Genomic DNA, 17,463 nt, shown 5'->3' on the forward strand with positions numbered 1-17,463 from the left:
AGTAATGCGGGCGCCGCTCTTCGGGCGGCTCCGACAACGACCTGGCTGCCCATGCCGGCGCTCTGGCTGTGCCGGCGGGCCCTGACCTTCCCGGTTCCCGCCGGTCCCTCAAGACCAGGTGTGGCCGCGCAGCTGGTCCGGGATCGGCAGGCCGACGCCGTACGGGCGGGGGAGTGGCCGCAGGACCTCGTCGATCGGCCGGCGCGGGGTTGCCGGGAGCGGTGCCGCGTCCTTCGGCGCGTAGCCGACCCGCACCACGAGCTGGGGCTCGTGCCGGCCGCCGAGGATGCAGTCGCGGACCAGGCCGCGCGTGCTCGTCAACTCGAACGGTTCGGTGTACACACAGGACGCCAGGTTCAGCCGGGTCGCCGTGAGCAGCACGGCACTGGCGGCTTCGCCGGCGCGGAGGCGGTCGAGTTCGGTGTCACCAGCGGTGGAGAGCACCGTGAGGGCCGCGCCGTCGGGGCCTGCCGTGTCCGGGATCCGGCCGCCCGCGAACTCGCGGATCCGCAGCTCGCGGCGGGGTGCAAGGGCCAGTACGGCGTTCCGGGCCGGCACGCCGTCCGGAGCGTGGTCGCGGCCGCTCCACGCCGCCAGCTCGAGCTCGTAGTCCTGGTCGGCCCGGTGCAGCCCGGCGGCCTCCGCGGCCGCGGAGGTGAGCACCGTCCGGTGCGGCGCCTCCTGCACCACGTGCAGCGTGACGCCCTGTTCGGAAGCGCTCTTCTGCAGCAGCACCTCGTCTCGCACCAGCAGCGGCCGCTCGGCGAACCGGCGCCGGTCGGAGCGGCGCCGGGGAATGGCCGCGGCGAGGGCGATGTCGCCGTCGGTCGTGTCGCCGGGAACCAGGTCGATCCGGGCGAGCAGCCCCGGCTCGGGCAGGCGGTGGATCCGCGCCGCCCAGCCCATCGCGGCCGCGGCGACGGTGAAGTGGTGCAGGGCGCAGCCGCAGCTGACGAGCAGGTCGCGGCCGTCGGGATCGGCGTGGCGCAACCGGCGGCCGGGATCGGCGCGCAGCTCGACCGTGCGCCCGCCGAACCGCCACTGCCACGGCTGGGAGTTGTGCACCGAAGGGGCCCGCACCGCGAGCGCGACGGCCGCTCGCACGGTGTAGGCGTCGGGCAGCGTGGAAGCCATCGGTCCTCCTCGGATCGGGTGCCTCCATGCTCGCCGCGGCGGATCGCCGGTCACAGGGTCCAAGGGCTTCGGGGAGGGGACCGGGTCGAGGCCCTTCGGCCCTTTCCGGCGCGCGGCAGGCGGTCGAACCTGGGCACCGACCCCGGGAGGAGCCATGCACCCGAACGATCCCTTCGCCCACGCGGACGACCGCGCGCGGAAACGGCCGGCGGTCGTGGGCGACCAGCTCGGCGTCTACCGCGTACGCCGGGCGTGGCTGGTCCGCGACCGGCTCTGCCCACCCGGCCGGCTCGTGCACGTCGTGAGGCTGATGTCGCACGGCTCCGCCGAGCTGCTGACCGGGAGCGGCTGTGCGAGCTGAAACCCGCCGGGAGGCCGGCCTGCTGGCGGGTGTCCTCCTGCTCGTCGCGGCCGGCGGTATCGCCTGGTGGACGGGCGCGCACGTCGTCGCCGACGTCGTCTGGGCCGGTGCCGACCTGGTCACCGTCGTCCCGGCCGTCGTGTGGGTCGCCGCCGATCTGCGCGCCCGGCGGTGGGGTGCCGACCTGCTCGCGGTGCTGGCCCTGGCCGCCACGCTCGCGGTCGGCGAATACCTCGCGGGCGCGATCGTCGCCGCGATGGTCGCCACCGGCCGTGTCCTCGAAGCCGGGGCGCAGCGGCGGGCGAGCCGGAACCTGACCGCGCTGCTCGACCGGGCGCCGCGGGTGGCGCACCTGCGGACCGCCGCCGGTCACGAGACGGTCCCGGTCGGCACCGTCCGGCCCGGCGACCTGATCGTGGTCCTCCCCGGTGAGGTCGTGCCGGTCGACGGCGTGCTCCCCGGCGGTGGCACCTTCGACGAGTCCGCGCTGACCGGCGAGCCTCTCCCGGTGCCGCGGCCCCCCGACGACACCGTCCACAGTGGAGTGGTCAACGCCGGGGCCGCCGTCGACGTCCGGGCGAGCGCGGCCGCGGCCGACAGCGCCTACGCCGGCGTCGTGCGGCTCGCCGAGCAGGCGGCCGCCCGCACCGCGCGCGTCGCCCGGATCGCCGACCGGGTCGCGGTCTGGTTCCTGCCCGCCTCCCTGCTGGTCGCCGCGCTCGCTTGGCTGCTGACCGGGGCGGCGGACCGGGCGGTCGCCGTGCTGGTGACCGCGACGCCGTGCCCGCTGCTGCTGGCCGTCCCGATCGCCGTCACCGGCGGGATGTCCCGGGCGTCGAAGGCCGGGGTGGTCGTCAAGGACGGGGCCGCGCTCGAAGCACTCGGGCGGGCCGCGGTCCTGCTGATGGACAAGACCGGCACCGTGACCAAGGGCCGTCCCGAGATCACCGACGTCGTGTGCGCGCCGGGGCATGACGTCGCCGAGGTCCTCGCCCACGCCGCGGGGGTGGAGCAGTACTCGCCGCACGTGCTCGCGGCGGCGGTGGTGCGGGCCGCGGCGTCGGCCGGTGCCGCCCCGGCGTCGGCCGAGGACGTCACCGAGGACGTCGGCTCGGGCGTGCACGGCCGGGTCGGCGGGCACCGGGTCCACGTCGGCCGGCGGGCCGGCGGGGAATTGCCCGCCTGGGCGCGAGGGGCCGCGCGGCGCGGCCGGCTGGACCTCGCGTCGGTGCTCTGGGTGGAGGTCGACGGCGAGCCCGTCGCGGCGCTGCTCGCGAAGGACCCGATCCGGCCCGACGCCGCCCGGACGATGCGCCGGCTGCGCGCCGCCGGGATCGGCGAGATCCGGCTGCTCACCGGCGACCGCGTCGACAACGCGCGCGAGGTCGCCGCGATGCTGGGGCTGGACGACGTCCACGCCGAAGTGACACCGGCGGAGAAGCTTCGCGAGGTGGAGGCCGCCCGCGGCCGGGGCGTGACGGTGATGACCGGTGACGGCGTCAACGACGCCCCCGCGCTGGCGGCGGCCGACGTGGGCGTCGCGCTCGGCTCCCGGGGTGCGACGGCGGCCGCGCAGGCCGCCGACGCGGTCATCCTGGACGACCGCCTCGACCGGCTCGCGGACGCGGCGGAGATCGCCCGCCGGTCACACCGGCTCGCGGTGCGAAGCGCGGTGGCGGGGACGCTGTTGTCGCTGGTCGCGATGCTCGCCGCGGCCGGCGGTGTCCTGGTGCCGGTCACGGGTGCGCTGGTCCAGGAGGCCATCGACGTGGTGGTGATCCTGAACGCGCTGCGGGCCCTGGCCGGCGGCCGCCCCCGTGGGCCGGCCCCGGCGGCGATGGTGCGGCGGTTCGAGTCCGAGCACGAGAAGCTGCTGCCGGCCCGGGCCGCCGTCCGCCAGGCGGCCGACGCACTGGCGGCCGGTGCGACCCCGGCGGCCGACGCGGCGGTGCGCACGGCCGCGCGGCTGCTCACCGACGAGCTGCTGCCGCACGAACGGGCCGAGGAGACCGAGCTGTACCCGGCGCTGTCGACGGCCCTGGGCGGCTCCGAGGGCACCGTGACGATGAGCCGCGAGCACGCCGAGATCGGCCGCCTCGCCCGCCGGCTGGAACGCCACCTGGCGGAGGCACCGGACGGGATCCAGCCCGACCAGGTCGACGACCTGCGCGCGACGCTCTACGGCTTGGATGCCGTGCTGACGCTGCACTTCGCGCAGGAGGAGGAAGCGTACTTCACGCTCCCGTCCTCGTGAGCGGTCACTTGCGGGACGAGCGCCGGCTGTCCGGCTGGGCCGGCGCCCAGCCGCGGCGCACCGGACGTGAAGCCGCCGCCCGGTCGCGGGAGCGGTAGACGATGTACGGCCGCACCAGGTACGTCACCGGGGCTGTGAAGGCGTGCACCAGCCGGGTGAACGGCCACAGCGCGAACAGGGCCATTCCTATGAGCGCGTGCAGGTGGAACGCGAAGCCCGCGCGGCTCATCGCTTCGACGTCCGGCTGGAACACGAACAGCGACCGGAACCACGGCGACACCGTCAGCCGGTAGTTGTGCTCCTCGCCGCCGGTGACGCCCAGCAGGGTCGTGGCGAGGCCGGCGACGATCGCCGCCACCAGCACGGCGTACATCAGCTTGTCGTTCGCCCTCGTGGCGCGGAAGACCGGGCCCGTGGTCCTCCTGCGGTAGACCAGGATCGCCACCCCCGCCAAAGTGGACAGTCCGGCGACGGTGCCGAGCAGGAGCGCCTGGACGTGGTAGGCCTCCTGGCTCAGACTGAGCGCGTCGGTGAAGCTCTTCGGGATCAGCAACCCGATGACGTGCCCGATGATCACCACCAGCAGTCCGAAGTGGAACAACGGGCTGCCGATCCGCAGCAGCCGGGATTCGTACAGCTCGGACGACCGCGTCGTCCAGCCGAACTTGTCGTAGCGGTACCGCCACACCGTCCCGCCCACCAGCACCGCGAGCACGACGTACGGGGCGATGCCCCAGAGGAGGACGTTCATCGCGGGGCTCCTGCGGGGATCGTGCCGAACGGGGCGAGGTCCAGGCCGACCTGCTCGCGGGGCGGGCCGCCGCGGGCGAGGGCCTTGGCCGCGGCGACGTCCCGAGGGGACGGGCCGGGCAGCAGCGCGCACACCGCCTGCACCGGTGCCGCGTACGGGGTGGCCGCCTCGAGCAGGGCGAGGCGCAGCAGTTCGAGGCCCGCGCGATGCTCCTGCAGGAGCGCGAGCCCGTCGGCGAGATCGGCCGTGGCCGCGTACTCGAGGACCGCCGGCAGGTAGTCGGGCAGCTCGGAACCGGAGAACTCGACACCGGCGGCCCGGTAGCGCGCCTTCAGCGCGGCGAGCGAGCTGCCACGGCGGCGGGTTTCCCCGTCGCTCCACCAAGTCAGGTAGAGGCAACAGCGGCGCCGGGTGTCGAACACCTTCACGTAGTGCTCGGCGTCCCCGCCCGAAACCAGGAACGCCTGGAGGTGCTCACGCGGGACGGACTCCGGGAGCGCCGAGACCGCCGCCCGCACGGTCGGCAGCGTCGCGCGCTGGGCGTCGTCGGGGTACTGCAGGCACAGTGACGCCGCTTGCAGCACCACCCTGGTCTGGTCCGGGGTCATCGGTCACTCCGAGGCGGGAACGGACGGCCCTTGCCGTCCCAGTTGAGCAGGTTGACGCGCGCCCCGGGCATCCCGAGGTCGGTGACGGTGTCGCTGGACTGGCGGTCGCGCAGGGCGTGGAACGTCTCGACGGAGACCGGGGTGGCGTGGCCGGAGCCCTCGCCGAACGGGCCGCTGCCGACCATGCCGGGCCCGCCGTCGACGTCGAGGCTGCAGCCGAGCTCCTCCAGCTGGTGGGCTTCCCCGGTGTACGCGGTGGGGATGACGTACCGCTCGTCGTACTTCGCGATGCCGAGCAGCCGGTACATCTCCACCAGCTCGCCGCCGGTCATGCCGACCGCCGCGGCGATCGACTCGTCCCGCGGCCGGTCGAGGCTGACGTCCCGCATGTACGAGCGCATCGCGGCCAGCTTCCGGAGCACCCGGTCCACCGGCTCGACGTCGCCGGCGGTGAACAGTTCGGCGAGGTAGCCGATCGGGATGCGCAGGGCCTCGATCGCGCCGAACAGGTTGCCCGCGGCCTCACCGTCGTGCCCGGTTTCCGTGAGCCGGTCGACCACCGGCGACAGCGGCGGGATGTACCAGACCATCGGCATGGTGCGGAATTCCGGGTGCAGCGGCAGCGCCACCCGGTACTCCTTGGCCAGCTTGTACACCGGCGAGCGCTGCGCCGCTTCCAGCCAGTCCTCGGCGATGCCGTCGCGGCGCGCGGCGGCCAGCACCTCGGGATCATGCGGGTCGAGCAGGACGTCGAGCTGCGCCTCGTACAGGTCGCGCTCGTCGACCGAAGCAGCCGCCGTGACGCGGTCGGCGTCGTAGAGGAACAGCCCGATGTAGCGCAGCCGTCCGACGCAGGTTTCGCTGCACACCGTCGGCAACCCGACCTCGACGCGGGGGTAGCAGAACGTGCACTTCTCGGCCTTGCCGGTGCGGTGGTTGAAGTACACCTTCTTGTACGGGCAGCCGGTGACGCACATCCGCCAGCCCCGGCACCGGTCCTGGTCGACGAGCACGATGCCGTCCTCGGCCCGCTTGTACATCGCGCCGGACGGGCAGGACGCCACACAGGCGGGGTTCAGGCAGTGCTCGCAGATGCGCGGCAGGAAGAACATGAACGCCTGCTCGTAGGAGAACTTCACCTTCTCCTCGGACTCCTGGCGCAGCCGCTCGACGATCGGGTCGCGCGGCCCGTGCTCGGGTGCCCCGCCGAGGTCGTCGTCCCAGTTCGCGCTCCACTCGACGGCCATCGGCTCACCCGACAGCAGCGATTTCGGCCGGGCCACGGGGAAGTCGTCACCCAGCGGGGCGTCGGTGAGGTTCTCGTAGTCGTAGGTCCACGGCTCGTAGTAGTCGCGGATGTTCGGCAGCACCGGGTTCGCGAAGATCGTGAACAGCTTCCGGAACCGGCCGCCGGCCTTGAGCTTCAGGCGGCCACGGCGGTTCCGGACCCAGCCGCCGCGCCACTGCTCCTGGTCCTGGTACCGGCGCGGGTATCCCTGCCCCGGCCGGGTCTCGACGTTGTTGAACCAGGCGTATTCGACGCCGCCGCGGTTGGTCCACGCCTGCTTGCACGTCACCGAGCAGGTGTGGCAGCCGATGCACTTGTCGAGGTTCATGACCATGCCCAGCTGGGCCATCACGCGCATGTCAGTACTCCACCTGCTGGCTGCGGCGGCGCCGGATCACCGTGACCTCGTCCCGCTGGTTGCCGGTCGGGCCGAGGTAGTTGAACGCGAACGACAGCTGGGCGTAGCCGCCGATCAGGTGCGTCGGTTTGACGAGGATGCGGGTCAGCGAGTTGTGGATCCCGCCGCGCCGCCCGGTGTGCTCGGACTTCGGGACGTTCACCACGCGCTCCTGGGCGTGGTAGACGAACACCGTGCCGGCCGGGATGCGGTGGCTGACGACCGCGCGCAGCACCATGACCCCGTTGCGGTTGACCGCTTCCACCCAGTCGTTGTCGCGCACGCCGATCGCGGTCGCGTCGGGCTCGCTCAGCCACACCACCGGGCCGCCGCGCGAGAGCGACAGCATGAACAGGTTGTCCTGGTACTCCGAGTGGATCGACCACTTCGAATGCGGGGTCAGGTACCGCACGGTCACCGAAGCGCCGTCGTTCTCGCCGAGCTCGGGTTCGCCGAAGAGCCGGTGCATGTCCAGCGGGACGCGGTAGATCGGCAGGGTTTCGCCCATCTCGTGCATCCAGTCGTGGTCGAGCAGGAAGTGCATGCGGCCGGTGAGGGTGTGCCAGGGTTTGCGGCGCTCGACGTTGACCGTGAACGGCGCGTACCGGCGGCCGCCGGTCTCGCTGCCCGACCACTCCGGGCTGGTGATCACCGGCACCGGCCGGGCCTGCGTGTCGGCGAAGGAGATCCGTTTCTCCTCGCTGCCGGCGGCGAGGTCGGCCAGCCGGACCCCGGTGCGGCGCTCCAGCTGCTCGAATCCCTGCACGGCCAGCCGGCCGTTCGTGGTGGCCGACAGCGCCAGGATCGCCTCCGCCATCTTCGCGTCGGTGTCGATCGCCGGGCGGCCGTCCCCGGCGCCGCCCAGCATGACGCCGTTCTTGGCCGCCAGGGCGGCGATTTCCTCGTCCGGGTGGTAGGTGACGGCCTTGGTGGTGACGCCGAGCCGGTCGACCAGCGGGCCGATCGCGGCGAGCTTGTCGGCCACCGCCGGATAGTCCCGCTCGACGACGACGAAGTTCGGCATGGTTTTGCCGGGGACCGCCTCGGTTTCGCCCGCGCGCCAGTCCAGGACCGTCCCGCCGGGCTGGGCGGTCTCGCCCGGGGTGTCGTGCTGCAGCGGTACGGCGACGACGTCCCGCCGCACCCCGAGGTGCGTGGTGGCGAGTTCGGAGAACCGGCGCGCGATGGCGTGGAAGGCGTCGAAGTCCGTGCGCGCCTCGAACGGCGGGTCGATCGCCGGGGTGAAGGCGTGCACGAACGGGTGCATGTCGGTGGTGTTGAGGTCGTGCTTCTCGTACCAGGTCGCGGCCGGGAGCACGACGTCCGACAGCAGCGTGGAGCTCGTCATCCGGAAGTCCAGGGACAGCAGCAGGTCCAGCTTGCCCTCCGGGGGCTCCTCGCCGCGCCACTCGACGTCCCGGGGGCGGCGGTCCGGCGGGGTCTGCTCGGCCTGGAGGTTGTGGTGGGTGCCGAGCAGGTGCTTGAGGAAGTATTCGTCGCCCTTGGCCGACGAGCCGAGCAGGTTGGCCCGCCACAGGGTCAGGCAGCGCGGCCAGTTCGCCGGGTCGTCGGGGTCGTCGATGGCGAACCGCAGCGTGCCGTTCCGCAGCCTTTCGGTCACGTGCGCCGAGACGTCTTCGGCTTCGTCGGCCAGGTCGAGGGGGTTGACGTCGAACTGCGGGTAGGACGGCATCCAGCCCAGGCGGGCGGACAGCGCGATGGTGTCCATCGTGTGCTTGCCGGCCAGTTTGCCCTCGGCGAGCGGGGAAGTGAGCGCGTCGGCGCGGTAGCCGTCGTAGCGCCACTGGTCGGTGTGGGTGTACCAGTAGGCGGTGCCGATCATCTGGCGCGGCGGGCGCTGCCAGTCGGTGGCCATCGCCATGGTGGCCCAGCCGGTGACCGGGCGGCACTTCTCCTGCCCGACGTAGTGCGCCCAGCCGCCGCCGTTGCGGCCCATCGAGCCGGTGAGCATCAGCAGCGCGAGCACCGCGCGGTAGGTCGTGTCGCCGTGGAACCACTGGCAGATCCCGGCGCCCATGATGATCATCGTCCGGCCGTGCGACTCCTCGGCGTTGGCCGCCAGCTCCCGGGCGATCCGGACGACCTGCCCGGCCGGCACCGACGTGATCGCCTCCTGCCACGCGGGCGTGTACGGCTCGGCCGCGTCGTCGTAGCCGGCGGGCCAGGTGCCCGGCAGGCCGTCGCGGGGGACGCCGTACTGGGCCAGCATCAGGTCGAACACCGTCGTGACGAGCTTGCCGGCGACGCGGCGGACCGGAACGCCCCGGCGCAGCACCCCGCCCGAGCCGTCGAGGGCGTCGAAGCGGGGGAGCAGCACCTCGACGGCGTCGCCGCCGTGCAGGGTCAGCTGCGGGGCGACGTCACCGAGTTCGAGGTTCCACTTCCCCGCGCCGGTTCCGGTGTGGCGGAAGCCGAGGGAACCGTTGGGCACCACGGGGTCGCCCGTCGCGCCGTCGATCAGCACCGTCTTCCAGGCCGCGCCTTCGGTGTCCTCACCGAGGTCGGCGGCGGTCAGGAACTTGCCCGGGACGTACGCGCCCTCGCGCTCGGTCAGCGTCACCAGGAACGGCAGGTCCGTGTTGCGCTGCACGTAGTCCACGAAGAACGGGACCCGCCGGTCGGCGAAGAACTCCTTCAGGATGACGTGGCCCATGGCCATCGCCAGCGCGCCGTCGGTGCCGGGCTGCGCGGGGAGCCAGGTGTCGGCGAACTTCGTGTTGTCGGCGTAGTCCGGTGAGACCACGACGACCTTTTGGCCCTTGTAACGGGCTTCGGCCATCCAGTGCGCGTCCGGGGTGCGCGTCACCGGGACGTTGGACCCCCACATGAGCAGGTAGGTGGCGTTCCACCAGTCACCCGACTCGGGGACGTCGGTCTGGTCGCCGAAGACCTGCGGGGAGGCCACCGGCAGGTCGGCGTACCAGTCGTAGAACGACGTCATCGCGCCGCCGATCAGCTCGATGAACCGCGAGCCCGCCGCGTGGCTGACCATCGACATCGCCGGAATGGGGGAGAAGCCCGCGATCCGGTCGGGGCCGTGGGTCCTGATCGTGTGGACGTGGGCCGCGGCGACGATCTCGGTGGCTTCGTCCCACGAGACCCGCACGTGCCCGCCCTTGCCGCGCGCGGACTGGTACCGCCTGCGCTGCACCGGATCGGTGGTGATCTCGGCCCACGCGGCGACCGGGTCGCCCAGCCGCTCCTTGGCCTCGCGGTACATCTCGACCAGCACACCCCGCGCGTACGGGTACCGGACGCGGGTGGGCGAGTAGGTGTACCAGGAGAACGCGGCACCGCGCGGGCAGCCGCGGGGCTCGTACTCGGGGGAGTCGGGGCCGACCGAAGGGTAGTCGGTCTGCTGCGTCTCCCAGGTGATGATCCCGTCCTTGACGTAGACCTTCCACGAGCAGGACCCGGTGCAGTTCACCCCGTGGGTCGAGCGGACCACCTTGTCGTGGCTCCAGCGGTCGCGGTAGAAGACGTCGCCCTCGCGGCCGCCCTTCTCGAACACGGCCCGCAGGTCGCCGGAGGTTTCGCGCCGGGTGAAGAACCGGCCGGTCCTGAGCAGGGCGTCGGCCAGCGGGCCGTCCGTCCCGGCGGGGTCCTTCGTGCCGCGCGCCATGGTGCCTCCCACGATTTCGATCTCCGGCGAAACGATGGCAGGGACGGCGGTCCCGAAGCTACGCCGAAGGTCCCCGATCGAGACGACCAAGGACCATTCCTCACCGGAGGCGGTGATCCGAGGATCGACCCGACCGTCCACCAGTGAGGAGCCGGCCGTGACCCAGTTCCTGCCCCGAGAATCCGTCTCCCCCGCGCGGCCGGGAGCGCGGCCCGGCCTGATGCTCGCGATGGCGACAGCCGGCTTCGCGCTCACGTTCTGGGCGTGGGCCCTGCTGTCACCGCTGGGCGCCTCGCTGCGGGATCAGCTGCACCTGTCGTCGTTCCAGCAGGCCGTGCTGGTCGCCGTGCCCGTCGTCGTCGGCTCGCTCGGGCGGATCCCGGTGGGCGCGCTCACCGACCGGCTCGGCGCCCGCCGGATGTTCCCGGTGGTGGCGCTGCTGACCGCGATCCCGGTGCTCTACCTCGGGCACGGCGCCGGGTCGTTGACCGGCTACCTCGTCGGCGGCTTCTTCCTCGGCCTCGGTGGGACGACGTTCGCGATCGGCATCCCGTTCGTGAACTCCTGGTACCCGCCCGGGCGGCGGGGGCTCGCGCTCGGCGTCTTCGGTGCCGGCATGGGCGGCACGGCGATCTCGGCGTTCTCGACCGTCCAGCTGACGAAGGCGGCCGGGCACAGCTTCCCGTTCGACCTGGTGGCCGGCGTCCTCGTGGCCTACGCGGTGCTCGCGTTCTTCGTCCTGCGTGACCGCCCCGACCGGCCGCGGGCGGCCGGCAGCCTGCTCGGCAGGCTCGCCATCGCCCTGCGGATGCCGGTGACCGGCCAGCTGAGCGCGCTCTACGCGGTGGCGTTCGGCGGGTTCGTGGCGTTCAGCGTGTACCTGCCGACGTACCTGGTGACGTCGTTCGGCCTGGACCGCGGGGACGCCGCCCTGCGCACGGCCGGGTTCGTGGTGCTCGCCGTGGCGATGCGGCCGGTGGGCGGCCGGCTCTCGGACCGGATGGATCCGGTGAAGCTCCTCGTCGGGGTCTTCGGCGTGGTCACCGTCCTGGCGCTGGGGGCGGCGTTCGAACCACCGCTGGTGCCGGTCGGGACGCTGCTCTTCCTCGGCCTGGCGGGTGCGCTCGGCACCGGGACGGGCGCGGTGTTCGCGCTGGTCGCCCGGCTCGTGGCGCCGGGCGAGGTGGGTGCGGTGACGGGTGTGGTCGGCGCGGCGGGCGGCCTGGGCGGGTTCTTCCCGCCGTTGGTGATGGGCGCGGTGTACAGCGCGACGGGCGCGTACCTGCTCGGGTTCGTGCTGCTGGCGGCCACGGCGGCCGCGGCCGGTCTGCTGACGGCCACCGTCATCCGGCGGCGGGCCGCGTGACGGGGGTCAGGACCGCGGAGAGCACGTCGCCAGCTCGGCCCGGGCGCACCAGGCGAGGAACCAGCCCAAGGCGGCCGGCCACAGCCCCGCCGTGCTGCCGGTCCACAGCAGCTGCAGCAGCCCGGCCGACGCCAGCACCACCCCGAGGACGTGGCCGGAGCGCGCCGCCGCGGCGCGGGCTCGGCGGGGGTTGCCGGTGTGGCGCCAGACGACCGCCTGCAGGACGCGGCCGCCGTCCAGCGGGGCGCCGGGCAGCAGGGTGAACGTCGCCAGGAGGAGGTTCGCCCAGCCGAGCCAGGTCAGGGTGGGCGCCACGATCCCGGAGGCCAGCAGGCCGACCCCCAGGAACCCGGCCCCGGCCGCGAGGCTCGCCACCGGCCCGGCGACCGCGACGGCGATCGCGGTGCGCGGCGACGGCGGATCGTCGTCCGGTTCGGTGCGGCCGCCCAGCAGCCACAGGGTGATGCCGTCGACGACGAGGCCGCGGTCGCGGGCCGCAAGAGCGTGGCTGAGCTCGTGCACCAGCAACGACGCGAGGAAGACCAGGGACCCCGTCACGCCGGTCGCCCAGTAGACGGCCGGGGACAGGCCGGGGACGGCGCCCGGCAGCAGCGACCGCGCCAGGAACCCGGCGAGCAGGGCCATGATGGGGAGGACGGACCAGTGCGCGCCGACGTCGATGCCGGCCGGGCGCCCGAGCGGGAAAGTGGCATGCATCGTCCGACCGTCCTCCGCCGGGAGCACGCGGGGGAGAGCCACTCCGCCCTTGGGCGAGGGACCAAAGACCCCGGCTCCGCCGACGTCCGGCCGCAGCACCGACGCCCACCGGGTTCGTAGCGTCGGGGTATGCCCGGAACCAAGAAGCTCCCGCGCGCGGTCTACGAGCGCGAACTGCTGCGCCTGCAGGCCGAACTGGTGAAGCTGCAGGAGTGGGTCCGGGCCGAGGGGGCTCGTCTGGTCGTGGTGTTCGAAGGGCGCGACGCGGCCGGCAAGGGCAGCACCATCAAGCGCGTCACCGAGCACCTCAACCCCCGCGTGGTGCGGATCGCCGCCCTGCCGAGCCCGACCGAGCGCGAGCGGACGCAGTGGTACTTCCAGCGCTACATCGAGCACCTGCCCGCGGCGGGGGAGATCGTGCTGTTCGACCGCAGCTGGTACAACCGCGCCGGCGTCGAGCGGGTGATGGGGTTCTGCACGCCGGAGGAGCACCGCCGGTTCCTGCAGCAGTGCCCGATCTTCGAGCGGCTGCTCGTCGACGACGGCATCCTGCTGCGCAAGTACTGGTTCTCCGTCAGCCTCGACGAGCAGGAACGCCGGTTCCGGGCCCGCATCGACGACCCGATGCGCCGGTGGAAGCTCTCGACGATCGACCTGCAGTCGGTCACGCACTGGGAGGACTACTCGCGGGCGAAGGACGAGATGTTCGTGCACACCGACACCACCGAATCGCCGTGGCACGTCGTGGAAAGCGAGGAGAAGCGGCGCGGGCGGCTGAACATGATCGCGCACCTGCTCGCCAGCGTGCCCTACTTCGAGGTGCCCCGCCAGGCGGTTTCCCTGCCCCCGCGGCCCGAGGCGACCGGCTACTTCCGGCCCGACCGGCGGCTGCAGACCTACGTTCCCGACCACGCGGCCACCCTGCTGCCGCACTGAACAGGAGAAAGCCATGGACGACAAGGAAAAGGCGGCCATCGAAGCCGAGGCGCGCCGGGACGTCGCCGGGCGCGGGCGGCACGGCCCGAAGGTGGGCCGGTACCTGCACGTGGTCGAGCACCACGCGGTCAAGGAGAACGAAGAGGACCTTCCGCCGGCCGCGGCGGAGGAACCACGGCAGCCGGCGGGTGAGCGTCAGGTTTGATCGGTTCGCACGTAGGCCGCGAGAGCGTGTTCCCGGGCTTTCGCGGCCACCGTGCGCGCGAGGGCGGTGTGCACCGAACCGATGACCGGCCGGGCGATCCGCCAGTAGCGGCGGAACTTCAGCCACCTTTCCGGGTCGCTCAGCCGGACCCGCGTGTGCACGGTCAGCACCGTCCGATGCGCACCGTAAGGCACCACCGTCCGGTGTCAGGCGGGTCGGGCGGCGGGGTGGACCGTGGCGCCGGTTGTGCCGGCGTTCGGGCAGCGCGCGCAGCCACTGGGAGATGGAGGCGACGATGCCGCCCCGGACGTCGGTGAAGTCGAGGTCGCGCGCCGCCGAGTAGGTCTCCTTCACCGGCGCGTCCACGGTCATCGTCCCAGCGTCGGCGACGACGTCTCGCGCGGACAGGCGGATTTGGTCCCCGGTGAAAGGGACTTCGGGCCCTGACCGGCCAGTACCCGCCCCGCCCATGCTGAACCTCCCGGGACTCGCAGGAGGAACCCATGACCGCAAACCGGCCGGTGCTCGCCGGGGTGGACGCTTCCGAGCCGTCGTACGCCGCCGTCCGCTGGGCCGCCCGAGAGGCAGGGCGGCGTGACACCACGCTGCGCCTGGTGCACGCCTGCATCTTCGAAGGCACCCGCGCGAACGAGCACGACGAGCTCCTGCTGGAGCACATTTACCGCCGGCTGCACCGCGCGGCCGCGATCGCCCGTGACTGGGCGCCCGGCGTGCGGGTGCAAACGGCGGTCCGGCTCGGGCTCGCTGCCGATCTGCTGCTCGAGGAGTCGGCGGACGCGGCACTGGTCGTGCTCGGTTCGCACGGCCTCGGCGGCCTGCGCGGCGCGCTGATCGGTTCGGTCGCCCTGCGGGTGGCCGCGGAGGCGCCGTGCCCCGTCGTCGTGGTGCCCGGGTACCAGCCGGCCCGGACGGGACCGGTCGTCGCCGGGATCGACCGGTCCGAATCCAGTGAGCACGCACTGCGGTTCGCCTTCGAAGAGGCGGCCGCGACCCGGGCGCCGGTGCTGGTCGTGCACGCCGGCCACGGCGGCGACGCCGAACTGGCGGCCCGCGTCGCCGCCTGGCGCCGCAAGTACCCGGACCTCGATGTCCGCACCCGGTTCGCGCCGGAGCGGGAACCGGCCCGTGCCCTGCAGCGCGCCGCCCCGGACGCCCGGCTGATCGTCGTCGGCACCCGGGGCCGCGGGCCGGTCGCCGGCGGAATCCTCGGCTCGACCGGCAACACCCTGCTCGCACACGCCGCCTGCCCGGTGGCGGTCGTGCACTGAACTCCCAGGAAAGGAGCCGTCGTGAAAGCACGCGACGTCATGACGAGGCCCGTGGTGCGCGTCGGACCCGCGACGCCGGTCCGCGAAGCCATCGTGCTGCTCACCGAACACTGCGTCGCGGCGCTGCCGGTCGTCGGCGAGGACGATGCGATCCTCGGCGTCTTCACCGAAGCCGACGCGCTCCGCAGCGGCGTCGCCGGCACCGGTCCGGCACCCGACGTGCTGGTGGCCACGGTCATGACCGCGCCGGCGGAGACGGTCGGTCTCGACACCGACATCACGGAGATCGCCCGCCGCATGCTGGGTGACCGGCTGCGCAGCATCCCGGTGGTCGACGACGGCGTGCTCGTGGGCATCGTCAGCCGCCGCGACATGCTCAGCCCCCTGGTGCGCCAGGACGACTCGATCGCCTCCCACCTCAACGCGCTCCTCACCGACTACTGCGGGCACCGCGACCGCTGGGCGGTTTCGGTGACCGGCGGCATGGTGACCATCCGCGGCGCCTTCACCGACGAGGCCGAGCGCCGGGTCGTGACCGCGCTGGCGAAGACCGTCCACGGCGTCGTCGGCGTCGAGCTGTGGGAAGAAGCGGCGGTGCGGACGTGAAGATCCTCGTCGCGGTGGCCACCCGGCACGGGGCCACCAGGGAGATCGCCGAAAGCGTGGCTGCCGCGCTCGGCGCCGCGCTGTCCGACGCGGGGATGCCGTCGCCGGTCGAGGTCCGCGATGCGGGCCTCGTGCGCTCGGTCGAGGGTTTCGACGCGGTCATCGTGGGCAGCGCTGTCTACCTGGGACAGTGGCTCGAGCCGGCCAGGAGCCTCGTCGAGTCCTTTTCGGACGAACTGCGCGAGGTCCCGGTCTGGCTCTTCTCCAGCGGGCCGGTCGGGGAGCAGACCCGGCCCGCCGAGGAGCCGGTCGCCGTCGAGGACCTCGCCCGGCGGCTGAACGCCCGCGGGCACCGCCTGTTCGGCGGCAAGATCGACCGGCACACCCTCGGGTTCCCCGAACGCGCCGTGGTGACGGCCCTGCGGGTGGCCGACGCCGACAACCGGGACTGGCCCACCATCCGCGCGTGGGGCCGCGAAATCGGGACGAGCCTCGCCCGCCTGGAAAGGAGCGTGTCATGACCGGCTACCCGGTCCGCGTCGAGGCGACGCTGGACGAGCCCCTGTCCCGCGGGCTCTGGCTGGTGAAGTGGCTGCTCGCCGTCCCGCACTACGTCGTGCTGACCTTCCTGTGGCTCGCGTACCCCTTCGTCACGATCGCGGCTTTCTTCGCGATCCTCGTCACCGGGCGGTACCCGCGGCCGCTGTTCGGATTCACCTCCGGGGTCCTGCGCTGGAGCTGGCGGGTGCAGTACTACTCCTACGCCGCGCTCGGGACCGACCGTTACCCGCCGTTCACGCTGGCCGACGTCCCGGACTACCCGGCCCGGCTCGACATCGCCTACCCGGAACGGCTTTCGCGTGGCCTGGTGCTGGTGAAGTGGTGGCTGCTGGCCATCCCGCACTTCGTCGTCGTCGGCCTGTTCGTCGGTGGCGGCACCTGGCTGGCCTCCCGCACGAGCGACGGCACCTTCGACTGGGCCGCCGGCGGGCTCGTCGGCGTGCTGGTCGTCGTGGCCGGCGTCGTGCTGCTGTTCACCGGCCGTTACCCGCGGCCGATCTTCGACTTCGTCCTCGGCATGGACCGCTGGGTGCTGCGCGTCGCAGCCTACGTGTCGCTGATGACCGACGAGTACCCGCCCTTCCGGCTTGACATGGGCGGCGCCGAAACCGGCCACGACGCGCCGCACCCGCCGCCGCCCCACCCGCACGCCTCCGGCTGGACCGCCGGGCGGATCGCCGCCGCGGTCACCGGGGCCGTGCTGGTGCTCGGCTCGATGGGCCTGCTCACCGGCGGCGCGACGGTGCTCTGGGCCGACCGCACCCAGCGCGACGCGGACGGCTACCTCACCGCGTCCACCACGTTCGTCGCGAGCGGGTACGCCGTCGCCACCGATCCGGTGCGGCTGGAGGGCGTGCCGGTGCCGAAGCTCGAGAGCTTCCTCGGCGACGTCCGGATCCGGGCGACCGACACCGGCGGCCGTCCGGTCTTCGTCGGCATCGGCCGCACCGCCGACGTCGAGCGGTACCTGGCCGGGACCGAGTACACGACCGCGGGCAACCGCACGCACGTCGGCGGCGCCCCGGCCGTCCCGCCCGGCGACGCACCCGGCTGGATCGCGAGCGCGTCCGGCGCGGGCACGCAGACCGTCGGCCGGCCGGTGGCGAGCGGGGAGTGGACCGCCGTCGTGATGAACGCGGACGGCTCGCGCGGGATCTCCGTGCGCGCCGAAGCCGGCGCGACCGCACCGGCCCTCGGCTGGATCGCCCTCGCCCTGCTGGTGTCCGGTCTCGTGGTGCTGGCAGGCGGTGTCGTCCTGATCGCCGTGGCCGCGCACCGCTCCGCGCAGCACCCGGCGGCACCCACCGCACCCGAGCCGTCCACTGTGGACATCTAGGAAGGAACGAT

The 17,463-nt window shown here is 73.2% G+C and carries 16 protein-coding genes; 9 read left to right on the forward strand and 7 right to left on the reverse strand.

Annotated features, from left to right (window positions below; translation table 11 throughout):
• Nucleotides 1–108: 108 nt before the first annotated feature.
• Entirely contained in the window at nt 109–1,134 is a 1,026-nt protein-coding gene (locus ABZW17_RS07245; protein ID WP_354810606.1) for a hypothetical protein, read from the reverse strand.
• Nucleotides 1,135–1,288: 154 nt separating this feature from the next.
• On the opposite strand from ABZW17_RS07245, the gene ABZW17_RS07250 reads away from it, so the two are divergent.
• Both ABZW17_RS07250 and ABZW17_RS07255 read left to right on the forward strand, forming a co-directional pair.
• A complete protein-coding gene (locus ABZW17_RS07250; RefSeq protein WP_354810608.1) occupies nt 1,289–1,495 on the forward strand; it encodes a hypothetical protein in 207 nt (68 codons plus the stop codon).
• The gene (locus ABZW17_RS07255) at nt 1,485–3,749 is read left to right on the forward strand and encodes a heavy metal translocating P-type ATPase (protein ID WP_354810610.1); all 2,265 of its coding nucleotides are present in this window, start codon (nt 1,485–1,487) and stop codon (nt 3,747–3,749) included. Before ABZW17_RS07250 ends, ABZW17_RS07255 begins: the two co-directional genes overlap by 11 nt.
• 4 nt (nt 3,750–3,753) lie before the next feature.
• Here the strand turns inward: ABZW17_RS07255 and narI are convergent, their stop codons facing one another.
• The 4 genes from narI to ABZW17_RS07275 are packed head-to-tail and all read right to left on the reverse strand — an operon-like array spanning nt 3,754 to nt 10,436.
• Nucleotides 3,754–4,500 (reverse strand): respiratory nitrate reductase subunit gamma, encoded by a 747-nt coding sequence (gene narI, locus ABZW17_RS07260; RefSeq protein ID WP_354810612.1) that lies wholly within the window; start codon nt 4,498–4,500, stop codon nt 3,754–3,756.
• Nucleotides 4,497–5,108 (reverse strand): nitrate reductase molybdenum cofactor assembly chaperone, encoded by a 612-nt coding sequence (gene narJ, locus ABZW17_RS07265; protein ID WP_354810614.1) that lies wholly within the window; start codon nt 5,106–5,108, stop codon nt 4,497–4,499. The genes narI and narJ overlap by 4 nt, the downstream gene beginning before the upstream one ends.
• Nucleotides 5,105–6,754 (reverse strand): nitrate reductase subunit beta, encoded by a 1,650-nt coding sequence (narH, locus tag ABZW17_RS07270; protein ID WP_354810616.1) that lies wholly within the window; start codon nt 6,752–6,754, stop codon nt 5,105–5,107. Before narH ends, narJ begins: the two co-directional genes overlap by 4 nt.
• Nucleotide 6,755: 1 nt before the next feature.
• On the reverse strand, nt 6,756–10,436 hold the full coding sequence (locus tag ABZW17_RS07275; protein ID WP_354810618.1) for a nitrate reductase subunit alpha: 3,681 nt from the start codon (nt 10,434–10,436) through the stop codon (nt 6,756–6,758).
• A gap of 157 nt (nt 10,437–10,593) precedes the next feature.
• Here ABZW17_RS07275 and ABZW17_RS07280 point away from each other — a divergent pair, with 157 nt between their 5' ends.
• On the forward strand, nt 10,594–11,802 hold the full coding sequence (locus tag ABZW17_RS07280; protein WP_354810620.1) for an MFS transporter: 1,209 nt from the start codon (nt 10,594–10,596) through the stop codon (nt 11,800–11,802).
• 6 nt (nt 11,803–11,808) lie between these two features.
• Here the strand turns inward: ABZW17_RS07280 and ABZW17_RS07285 are convergent, their stop codons facing one another.
• Nucleotides 11,809–12,519: a site-2 protease family protein gene (locus tag ABZW17_RS07285; RefSeq protein ID WP_354810622.1), complete on the reverse strand. Its 711-nt coding sequence runs from the start codon at nt 12,517–12,519 to the stop codon at nt 11,809–11,811.
• A gap of 129 nt (nt 12,520–12,648) precedes the next feature.
• Here ABZW17_RS07285 and ppk2 point away from each other — a divergent pair, with 129 nt between their 5' ends.
• Nucleotides 12,649–13,455 (forward strand): polyphosphate kinase 2, encoded by an 807-nt coding sequence (gene ppk2 / locus ABZW17_RS07290; RefSeq protein ID WP_354810624.1) that lies wholly within the window; start codon nt 12,649–12,651, stop codon nt 13,453–13,455.
• A gap of 13 nt (nt 13,456–13,468) precedes the next feature.
• Nucleotides 13,469–13,660: a hypothetical protein gene (locus ABZW17_RS07295; protein WP_354810626.1), complete on the forward strand. Its 192-nt coding sequence runs from the start codon at nt 13,469–13,471 to the stop codon at nt 13,658–13,660.
• On the opposite strand, the gene ABZW17_RS07300 is transcribed toward ABZW17_RS07295, so the two are convergent.
• Nucleotides 13,651–13,821 carry a hypothetical protein gene (locus ABZW17_RS07300; RefSeq protein WP_354810628.1) on the reverse strand — a complete coding sequence of 57 codons (171 nt, stop codon included), beginning with the start codon at nt 13,819–13,821 and terminating at the stop codon, nt 13,651–13,653. The genes ABZW17_RS07295 and ABZW17_RS07300 overlap by 10 nt on opposite strands.
• A 342-nt stretch (nt 13,822–14,163) precedes the next feature.
• Between ABZW17_RS07300 and ABZW17_RS07305 the strand changes: the two genes are divergently transcribed.
• From ABZW17_RS07305 to ABZW17_RS07320, 4 genes are read left to right on the forward strand one after another with little or no spacing between them, the layout of a single operon-like run.
• The gene (locus ABZW17_RS07305; RefSeq protein ID WP_354810630.1) at nt 14,164–14,949 is read left to right on the forward strand and encodes a universal stress protein; all 786 of its coding nucleotides are present in this window, start codon (nt 14,164–14,166) and stop codon (nt 14,947–14,949) included.
• A 21-nt stretch (nt 14,950–14,970) separates the two neighbouring features.
• Nucleotides 14,971–15,555 carry a CBS domain-containing protein gene (locus ABZW17_RS07310; protein WP_354810632.1) on the forward strand — a complete coding sequence of 195 codons (585 nt, stop codon included), beginning with the start codon at nt 14,971–14,973 and terminating at the stop codon, nt 15,553–15,555.
• Complete coding sequence (locus ABZW17_RS07315) at nt 15,552–16,076, forward strand: flavodoxin domain-containing protein (RefSeq protein WP_354810634.1); 525 nt, start codon at nt 15,552–15,554, stop codon at nt 16,074–16,076. The genes ABZW17_RS07310 and ABZW17_RS07315 overlap by 4 nt, the downstream gene beginning before the upstream one ends.
• A complete protein-coding gene (locus ABZW17_RS07320; protein ID WP_354810636.1) occupies nt 16,073–17,452 on the forward strand; it encodes a DUF4389 domain-containing protein in 1,380 nt (459 codons plus the stop codon). The genes ABZW17_RS07315 and ABZW17_RS07320 overlap by 4 nt, the downstream gene beginning before the upstream one ends.
• The last annotated feature ends 11 nt before the right edge of the window (nt 17,453–17,463 follow it).

The organism is Amycolatopsis sp. NPDC004625 (assembly GCF_040609695.1).
In the GTDB taxonomy this organism is placed as follows: Bacteria; Actinomycetota; Actinomycetes; order Mycobacteriales; family Pseudonocardiaceae; genus Amycolatopsis.